Below are 8,198 nucleotides of genomic sequence, written 5' to 3' on the forward strand. Positions count from 1 at the left end.
CACCTTATTTTTAAATCGCCCCCAATCATAAATAATGCTATCAACGATAGACGTGTTCTAGTGTCATGCTTGTTCAATCTGCCTGTCTGCCAGTATTTGTTGCCATTTGTCGCTATAATCTGCATGCCCCAGTAATTTGACGGATGCGCCGTTTTGAGTATGCTGACAGATCACTTCTAGTTTGCGTAAAATACCCCTGTCTGGCAACGATTGTGTGTCAATGCCTAAAATGATATGGGCTTGTAGAGTATTGGCGGTTTTGATGAGATGTAAAATCTCGTCTTTGTTGTCCACCGTGCCTAGATTTTTGGTGTTGGTTTGCCCATGCCAGTCGCCATCGTGGGGGCGTTCTAGGGTGGCAACCACTGTTTTGGTTTTGCTAAGGCGAACTGACTTATTGGTGGCAGGGGAAGCGGGATTAAAGTCGTCTTTATCTACGATTTTTTGGTTAAATGTGCGAATAAAGTTTTCATAATAATACAGATTTTGGTCAATTTGAAAATACTCATTGGCTTTAAGATGACAAAGTATATACACGCCCAAACGAGGTATCATGCCATAAATCACCACAGACAGCATGATGAGCGTGGCAAGGCGAGCATGAGAAATGTCGCCAGTGCTGGGGTCAATCTGCGTGGCATCAAAACCAAATAGGCTAGGCACAAATCCAAAAGTCTTTAACATCATCATAAAAGTTTTTGGAGAAAGAAGGGTGGACTCCCAAACGAACACATAGCTTTTAAATAAAAACATCACAAACAAAGCCAGTACGCTACCAAGCAACCCAAAAAGCCATGCCTTGTGAATGACTTTACCCAGTTGCCACACTGCATTTTTTTGAAATTCTTCTAAATAAATGTCAAAGGCGTGGGCTTGAATGGCGATTTTTGGGCGGATTTTATCCAATATGCCATAAATGCCTGAATAGGGGTTTTGATTTTTTAAGCCAATTAACCACAAAATAAGTGTTATCGTGTGCCAACCAAGCAACATTAAAAGTACATAAAAAAAATTCACGATGTGGGTATTAAGCAGTCCTATCACACCAATAAAGCCTAGCACAAACGAGATGATGGCGTATATTTTTGAGACACTTTTAACCAAAAAATTGCCTTTGTAAAGGGCGTACGTCAAATCGTTTGTCTCATCTAAGATGGTGGCACGGTAGATGAGTTTGTCGGTGGGTGTGCCTTCTGAGGATTTTGCAAGGTCGGTGGCAACTTTTGGGTCGGTGGCAAAAACAAAATCCGATGTCTCCAAGCGTCTGACCAAATCAAGCAATTTGTGCGTATCGTTGTCTATTTTATCTAGGCTGACATTTTCTAGGTGAATGTGGTTTTTCATGACTATCTCTTAGGGTGTGTCAAGCTGTTGTAATTTTGTTTGTAAAATTTCCAATTCGGTGCGTAATTGGGGGTTGTCTTTGGTGGTAAGTTGTTTGGTGAGTTTTTTGATTTGGGTGCGAATTTTGGCAAGTTCAATGGTGTTTTTGGCAAAATTTTGCTCCATAGGCGAGATGGTTTCGCCAGTGATGGCGTTGGTGATGGCGGATTCTACGGCATTGACTACAGGCTTTGTGCCGTCTGTCATATTTTTGGCGACTCGGTTTAGATGATGGTGGTAGCGATGGCGTAAATGTTCTTGTTCTTTTTGGCGGGTGGCATCATCAGGTGCGTGGGGGTACTTGATGAGCGTGATGCAATCCACAGGGCAGGGCGGTAGGCACAATTCACAACCTGTACATAGGTCGGTGATGATGGTGTGCATGTGTTTGGCAGTGCCAATGATGGCATCTACAGGGCAGGCAGGGATACATTTGGTACAGCCGATACATTCATCTTCGTTGATGATGGCACGTACAGCATGGGGACGTTGTGTGGTAGGGTCGGTCGCCCATTTGCTTGGGGTAGCGGTGGGGGCAGGCACATTCATGATATGACTGATGATGTTGGTGGTGATTTGCCCGCCTGGTACACAAAGATTGGTTGCTTCGCCATTCATCACGATACCATAAGCATAAGGCAAACAGCCGTCTATGTGTCCGCACAGACCACATTGAGTTTGGGGGAGTTGCTCGTCTATTTGGTGAATTTTGATTTTTTTGTCATCAGGCAGGCGATGAATGTTTAGCTCATGAAATAAAATGGGCAAATTGGTCAGTCGGTCGGTCATGGTGTGTTTATGGTGAAATTTGGGGGTATTATAGCATAATTGGGGGTGGGTGGTATTGGGGTTGTTTGTGTCAAGTTGAAAATTTTTGTGATGTTGCAATGTCTATTTTAGATAATCCATTGTCTAAAATAGACATTTTTGCATTTTGTGATTATGTTAGAATTGCTAAAATCTTAATCTTTTTATTGGAGTAAAGTATGGGTATTTTTGATGATTTTACCAAATCAAATGATAATGGTGCATTTGATGACAAACAAAAGGAAAATGTTGAGTCAAAAATCCAAGATGATTTATCACAAATTGAAAAAGGATTTGGCAAAACTGTTAAAATTGCGGTTATTGGTCGAGTAAGCACAGGGAAAAGCTCACTCATCAATGCCTTATTTAATGTCAAAAAAGGCGAAAATAAAAAGGTTCAAGTTGGGGCTATTTCAGGCGTAACCACCAAAATCAAAGAAATCAAATGGAGTAATAATGTTACCATTATTGATTCGCCCGGTCTTGGTGATGTTATTCGTGAAAACAGCCAAGAAACTCGCAATATCTTAAATGATATTGATGTGGGGATTTTGGTGGTTGCAGGGTCGGTTGATGATTCGCAAAAAGCTCATTATGATGAATTAAAACAATATGCCAAAAAAGTATTTGTCGTGATGAATAAAATTGATGAATACGACAAAAAACCCAAAGCCCTAGAATCTGTCGCTATCCAATGGCATTCATCACTTGGGCTTGCTGATGATGAAAAGTTATTTTTAACTTGTACAGATGGTTATGACCCTGATTATGACCCCGAAGCCGAAATGGATATTCGTGGTGTTGATGAACTGCGTGAAAGCGTGCTAAGTTATCTAAAAGAATACGGCAAAGATTTGCTCCTTGCTCGTGAAATGATGAGTAAATCACAATTGGTGAAACGTGAATTGTATTGGGTGCTTGGAGCAGTGGGGGCGGCTGCTTTTATTCCGGGCAGTGCCTTGTATATCACAGGCATTCAAGCTGGGGCAATTATGCGGATTCACTATATTTACACCAATGAAATTTTATCCAAAAAATCAGCGGTTGCTGCCATTCCATTATTTGCCAGTCAGAGCATTGGTTCAAATGCATTTTTATGGGTTAAATCGGTTTTGCCACCAACAGGAATTTTAGATGTTGCGGCAGCAGGCGTGGCAATATCGGTAACATTCGCCATGTTAAGTGCTGTGAATTGGGTTTATGAAAATGGCTATAATCTTGATGATAAGAGTGAGCTAAAAGACCAATTTGGTAAAATCACAAAACTACTCAAAGGCATTAAGGCGGATGAATGGTTAAAAATCATCAAAAATCCAACTGATTTAAAAGCCTTGATTGATAAATTTATTAAATAATGCAAATAAAAAAAACAGACTAAATAGCTTAGTCTGTTTTTTTTATTTTTGCTTGTCAATGATGGCTTGTAAAGTTTTTATATGAGATTTTTGTTCAAGAATCAGTTCATCTTTTTCTTTTAATAAGGCTTGTTGGTTGCTAATAATCAGTTGTAATCTGTCAATTTCAGATTGGGTATCAATATTGGCGTAATAGTTAATGTTGTGATTGCTATTACTATTTACAAAACAAAGAATGTTTTGTTTTTTATTATCCAATAATTGTGCAGGGTCAGCTTGTAAAGTCTCGGCAACTCTGGTTAATTCATCAACACTTATCTTGCGTTCACCCCGCTCCAATTTGGCATAACTACTAACAGACATGTTGGTCTGTTCAGCGACTTGTATTTGGGTTAGTTGTTTGGATTCTCGTAACATACGGATTTTTTGTGGTGTTTTCATGGTGGAATGTCTTATTTTTGGTTAATATAACACAAATAAAAGGTATTGCACAAGTCATTAACTCAAAAGTAACTGCTTCAACGCCACAATCTTATCCCTCAATTTAGCCGCCTCTTCAAATTTTAGTTCGCCAGAGAGTTTTCTCATTTCTTTGTCAAGGCGGTTGATTTCTTTGACCGTGAGCTGTGGATTTCTTAGAATGCTCTCGTCCACCTCGTTTAGGGCGGTTGGCACGGCAGGCAAGATGGGTTCATCTTGGATTTCTTCGCCTGTGTCAATCTTATCGGTAATGGCTCGCACGGCAGATTTTGGTGTAATGCCGTGCAGTTCATTAAAGGCGATTTGCTTTGTTCTACGCCTTTGTGTTTCGTCCATCGCCTTTTGCATACTGGGGGTGATTTTGTCCGCATACAAAATCGCCTTGCCATTGATATGTCGTGCCGCTCGCCCAATGGTCTGAATCAAAGACCGCTCCGAACGCAAAAACCCCTCCTTGTCCGCATCAAAAATCGCCACAAGGCTCACCTCTGGCATATCAAGCCCTTCTCTTAATAAGTTAATGCCCACCAGCACATCGTGAACACCTGTTCTTAATTCGTGAATGATTTTCATTCGCTCAACAGTATCAATGTCTGAGTGCAAATATGCCACCTTAATGCCATATTCTTGTAAATAACTGGTCAAATCCTCCGCCATTCTTTTGGTTAAGGTGGTGATTAAGACTCGCTCATTAACCGCCTTACGCAAATGAATCTCGCCCAACACATCGTCCACTTGGGTCAAAACGGGGCGAATCTCCAAAACAGGGTCAATCAAGCCTGTGGGACGAACCACTTGTTCCACAATCTTTTGGCTATTTTTTAATTCATAATCGGCTGGCGTTGCCGACACATAAATGGTGGCAGGCTTAATCGCCTCCCATTCCTCAAACTTCATCGGACGGTTATCAAGAGCAGACGGCAGACGAAAGCCATATTGCACCAAAGTTTCTTTGCGACTTCTATCGCCCTTGTACATCGCCCCAATCTGCGGTACGGTGGCGTGGCTTTCGTCAATAAATAACAGGGCATCGGACGGCACATAATCAAACAAAGTGGGCGGTGCCTCGCCTGCCGCTCGCCCTGATAAATGACGAGAATAATTCTCAATACCATTACAATAGCCAAGCTGTTGTATCATTTCAAGGTCGTATTGGGTGCGTTCTTTGATTCGTTGGGCTTCTATGAGTTTGTCATTTTGACGAAAATAGTCCAGTCGCTCGGCAAGCTCGGCTTTGATGGTTTCGCTTGCCTGCTCCAATTTTTCTTTGGGGGTTACATAGTGCGATTTGGGGTAAATGGTAACTCGTGGCACGCTTTTGACCGCCTTGCCTGTCAATGGGTCAAACCAAGCAATCTTTTCAATTTCATCATCAAAAAACGCCACACGCACCGCAAGGCTCTCACTTTCGGCAGGATAAATGTCCAAAGTTTCGCCCCGAATACGATAAGTCCCCCGCCCAAAATCCAGCTCATTGCGTTCATATTGCAAAGCAACGAGGCGTTTAATCAAAGTATCACGATGTACCCTATCGCCCACCACGATATGAAGGAGCATTTGCATATAGCTGTCCACATCGCCCAAGCCATAAATGGCAGAGACACTTGCCACAATAATCGCATCACGCCTTTCTAATAAGGCACGAGTTGCCGAAAGTCGCATTTGGTCAATATGGTCGTTAATCGCACTATCCTTTTCAATAAAGGTGTCAGAAGCTGGCACATAGGCCTCTGGCTGATAATAATCATAATAAGAGACAAAATATTCCACCGCATTATTGGGAAAAAATGCCTTAAACTCGCCATAAAGCTGTGCCGCCAAAGTCTTGTTGTGTGCCATAATAATGGCAGGTCGCCCACATTGGGCAATCACTTTTGCCATTGTATAGGTCTTGCCAGAGCCTGTTACACCCAAGAGTAGCTGACCTGTCAAGCCGTCCTTGATGCCGTCCACAAGCCCCTGTATGGCGGTTGGCTGGTCGCCAGCAGGCTCATAGTCGGTCGCCATTTCAAACGCTCCACTGGAAATTTCGTTGCCTGTGGCATTGATGCCTGTTAGGATTTTGGCTTCTTTTTTGTCTTTGGGATTTTGTTCGCCTGTGAGTTTGGCTTGTTTGGCTAATTGGGCAGCTTGAAGGGTGGTGCGAGTGGTCATAGCAGTTTTTTGTTTTTGGAAAATGGCTTATTTATGGGGGCAAATATGATATAATTAAAGGGTATTTTTAAAATTGTCTAGTGATTAACACTATGTGATAAAAATGGTATTTTTTAATGAGCTAATTTTTTGGATAAATTGGGCTATGGCGGGGGTTACAACGCTTGGGATTTGGTATTGTTGGTTTGTGATTTTAAAATTATTGCTTCTTTCTGGATTAAATTATGGAGTTGCTGATTTACCTATACAAGATAATTTGGTTGAGTTTTTGGCATTTATTGGTTGGATTGATATAGATGATGATAATAATCCTTATGTACCAAGAATGAAAGTTGGGTTTTTAAAAAGTGATATTGTCAATCATTGTATTTTATTATTTATCATCTTATTTGTTTTAATGCTTTGTTATAAAAACATATCCAGTTATGGTATTGTTATCCCAAAAGAACTTTCTGTACATCATTCCAGTTCTTTTGATTTTACATTTAAATTGGTATTATATACTTTTTTATTTTTGGTAAAATTAAGTCTTTTATCAATTTTTATTTGTAACTTTGTTTTTGCTTTTAAAAATGACCATTCAAAAAATATTGCAATATTTTCATTATTTATACTCATCTTTTCAACAACTTCTTTATTGTTTGGTAGCGGTGCTGTTTGGGGTATTGGGTATTTAATTGATGTGTTTAGATATAAATAAATCAAGCCCTAAACCTTGCGTTGTCAAAATCTTACAATCAACTAAAATTCAGCTACTTTTCCACCATTTGTATCTCATATAAAATCTCCGCTTTTGGCTGATAAGTAATCGTCAACTCATACACCGTATTGACTTTTAATTTTTGATAAGTGCTTTTATTAATTCTCACCGTTTGGTTTTCATTAAAAGACAAGTAGTAACTATAATTGCCACGATATTCATATTTTTGCAAAGTATAATTATCTGTTACCACTACTTTTTTGTGCTCAAAAAGCGTATAATACCATTTATCCACCACCTTATCTAATGATGTTATAAATATATAAGGTATGAATAAAACAACGATTAAATTTGTAATAAAATCCCACCAATTATCATAATTTTTTGGCGATAGTTGATAAATCGCATAAATTCCAATCCCACCAATCAACACAAAAAATAAAAATATTTGATTTAATTCGGTAGCAACTGCCCACACCCCTTCATGAATGTCAAATCCACCATCAAAATACAAAAAGGACAATGACATAATTGCATAAACCACAAAGATGATAAGTGTGCCAAGTAGGGGTTTGTTAAGTTTCATGGCGTTGTTCTTATGGCGTTTTTATTATCATATCAAATTCACATCACTCATAAAAAATCCGCCATCAAGCGGATTTGGTTGGGTTATTTTTTTAATGCTTTTTTAATGTCGTCTTGCATTTTTTTGAGATTTTTGTTTTCGTAGGTAGTGATGATGTTTTTACTGGCATTACCTGCATTTTGCATATAGGTGGATAGGACGGCTTCTTGTTTTTTGAGGGCGTTTTTGCCATTTTCACTACCATAAAAGGCGATTTGGGCATCTACTTCGCCCTGTGTGTAGTTGGCTTTGGCGGCAGAGAGATAGGCATTTTTAAGGGCAGTTTTGGTGGCTTCGGTATCCAATGAGCTAAGCAACCCTTCGGCATAATCATCGTAGATTTTGATGGCTTGTTTGCGTTGCTCATCGGTCAGTTTGTCATCTTGGAGCATATTTTCAATAAGAGACATACGTTCCATCATCAGTGGGGTGGCGATGTTTTCGTAAAAAATGGTTTCATAACCCGATAAGCCGGCAAGCTCTTCTAGGGATTTGGTGTTGGGGGTGGCAAAGGCACTTGATGATAGCAATAAAGCAAAGGATAAAAGTAGTTTTGTTTTCATAGAAAACTCCAAATAAAATTGGTAGGTTAGCAGATTTTTGATAAAAATTAAACCATTAAATTGTTATCATTACGTTTTTGGTGTGAGGATTAAGCAACAAAAAACCCTTTCTGAAAAGAAAGGGTTCTAAA

8 protein-coding genes are annotated in these 8,198 nt (G+C 39.7%); 2 read left to right on the top strand and 6 right to left on the bottom strand.

Annotation, left to right across the window (positions count from 1 at the left end):
* Positions 1-63: 63 nt before the first annotated feature.
* Both MOB01S_RS11350 and MOB01S_RS11355 read right to left on the bottom strand, forming a co-directional pair.
* On the bottom strand, positions 64-1,344 hold the full coding sequence (locus MOB01S_RS11350) for a DUF2868 domain-containing protein (protein ID WP_066805515.1): 1,281 nt from the start codon (positions 1,342-1,344) through the stop codon (positions 64-66).
* 9 nt (positions 1,345-1,353) lie between these two features.
* The gene (locus MOB01S_RS11355; RefSeq protein WP_066805537.1) at positions 1,354-2,172 is read right to left on the bottom strand and encodes an RnfABCDGE type electron transport complex subunit B; all 819 of its coding nucleotides are present in this window, start codon (positions 2,170-2,172) and stop codon (positions 1,354-1,356) included.
* A 197-nt stretch (positions 2,173-2,369) separates the two neighbouring features.
* Here MOB01S_RS11355 and MOB01S_RS11360 point away from each other — a divergent pair, with 197 nt between their 5' ends.
* A complete protein-coding gene (locus MOB01S_RS11360) occupies positions 2,370-3,545 on the top strand; it encodes a GTPase (protein WP_066805517.1) in 1,176 nt (391 codons plus the stop codon).
* A gap of 42 nt (positions 3,546-3,587) precedes the next feature.
* Here MOB01S_RS11360 and MOB01S_RS11365 read toward each other — a convergent pair whose 3' ends face one another.
* The gene (locus MOB01S_RS11365; RefSeq protein WP_066805519.1) at positions 3,588-3,986 is read right to left on the bottom strand and encodes a helix-turn-helix domain-containing protein; all 399 of its coding nucleotides are present in this window, start codon (positions 3,984-3,986) and stop codon (positions 3,588-3,590) included.
* Positions 3,987-4,043: 57 nt separating this feature from the next.
* Complete coding sequence (gene uvrB, locus MOB01S_RS11370) at positions 4,044-6,179, bottom strand: excinuclease ABC subunit UvrB (protein WP_084349731.1); 2,136 nt, start codon at positions 6,177-6,179, stop codon at positions 4,044-4,046.
* 103 nt (positions 6,180-6,282) lie between these two features.
* On the opposite strand from uvrB, the gene MOB01S_RS11375 reads away from it, so the two are divergent.
* Positions 6,283-6,879 (top strand): hypothetical protein, encoded by a 597-nt coding sequence (locus MOB01S_RS11375; protein ID WP_066805521.1) that lies wholly within the window; start codon positions 6,283-6,285, stop codon positions 6,877-6,879.
* 52 nt (positions 6,880-6,931) lie between these two features.
* Here the strand turns inward: MOB01S_RS11375 and MOB01S_RS11380 are convergent, their stop codons facing one another.
* Both MOB01S_RS11380 and MOB01S_RS11385 read right to left on the bottom strand, forming a co-directional pair.
* Positions 6,932-7,465, bottom strand: a complete 534-nt coding sequence (locus MOB01S_RS11380; protein ID WP_066805524.1) for a hypothetical protein — start codon at positions 7,463-7,465, stop codon at positions 6,932-6,934.
* Between the two features lie 83 nt (positions 7,466-7,548).
* Positions 7,549-8,067 carry a DUF2059 domain-containing protein gene (locus tag MOB01S_RS11385; protein ID WP_066805527.1) on the bottom strand — a complete coding sequence of 173 codons (519 nt, stop codon included), beginning with the start codon at positions 8,065-8,067 and terminating at the stop codon, positions 7,549-7,551.
* Positions 8,068-8,198 lie beyond the last annotated feature (131 nt).

Origin of the sequence: Moraxella oblonga NBRC 102422, from assembly GCF_001598275.1 — a bacterium.
Lineage (GTDB): Bacteria > Pseudomonadota > Gammaproteobacteria > Pseudomonadales > Moraxellaceae > Moraxella > Moraxella oblonga.

Excerpts from the sequence above, each read along its gene's own strand:
- MOB01S_RS11350 (WP_066805515.1), bottom strand. The coding sequence starts at position 1,344 with ATGAAAAACCACATTCACCTAGAAAATGTCAGCCTAGATAAAATAGAC.
- MOB01S_RS11355 (WP_066805537.1), bottom strand. The coding sequence starts at position 2,172 with ATGACCGACCGACTGACCAATTTGCCCATTTTATTTCATGAGCTAAAC.
- MOB01S_RS11360 (WP_066805517.1), top strand. The coding sequence starts at position 2,370 with ATGGGTATTTTTGATGATTTTACCAAATCAAATGATAATGGTGCATTT.
- MOB01S_RS11365 (WP_066805519.1), bottom strand. The coding sequence starts at position 3,986 with ATGAAAACACCACAAAAAATCCGTATGTTACGAGAATCCAAACAACTA.
- uvrB (WP_084349731.1), bottom strand. The coding sequence starts at position 6,179 with ATGACCACTCGCACCACCCTTCAAGCTGCCCAATTAGCCAAACAAGCC.
- MOB01S_RS11375 (WP_066805521.1), top strand. The coding sequence starts at position 6,283 with ATGGTATTTTTTAATGAGCTAATTTTTTGGATAAATTGGGCTATGGCG.
- MOB01S_RS11380 (WP_066805524.1), bottom strand. The coding sequence starts at position 7,465 with ATGAAACTTAACAAACCCCTACTTGGCACACTTATCATCTTTGTGGTT.
- MOB01S_RS11385 (WP_066805527.1), bottom strand. The coding sequence starts at position 8,067 with ATGAAAACAAAACTACTTTTATCCTTTGCTTTATTGCTATCATCAAGT.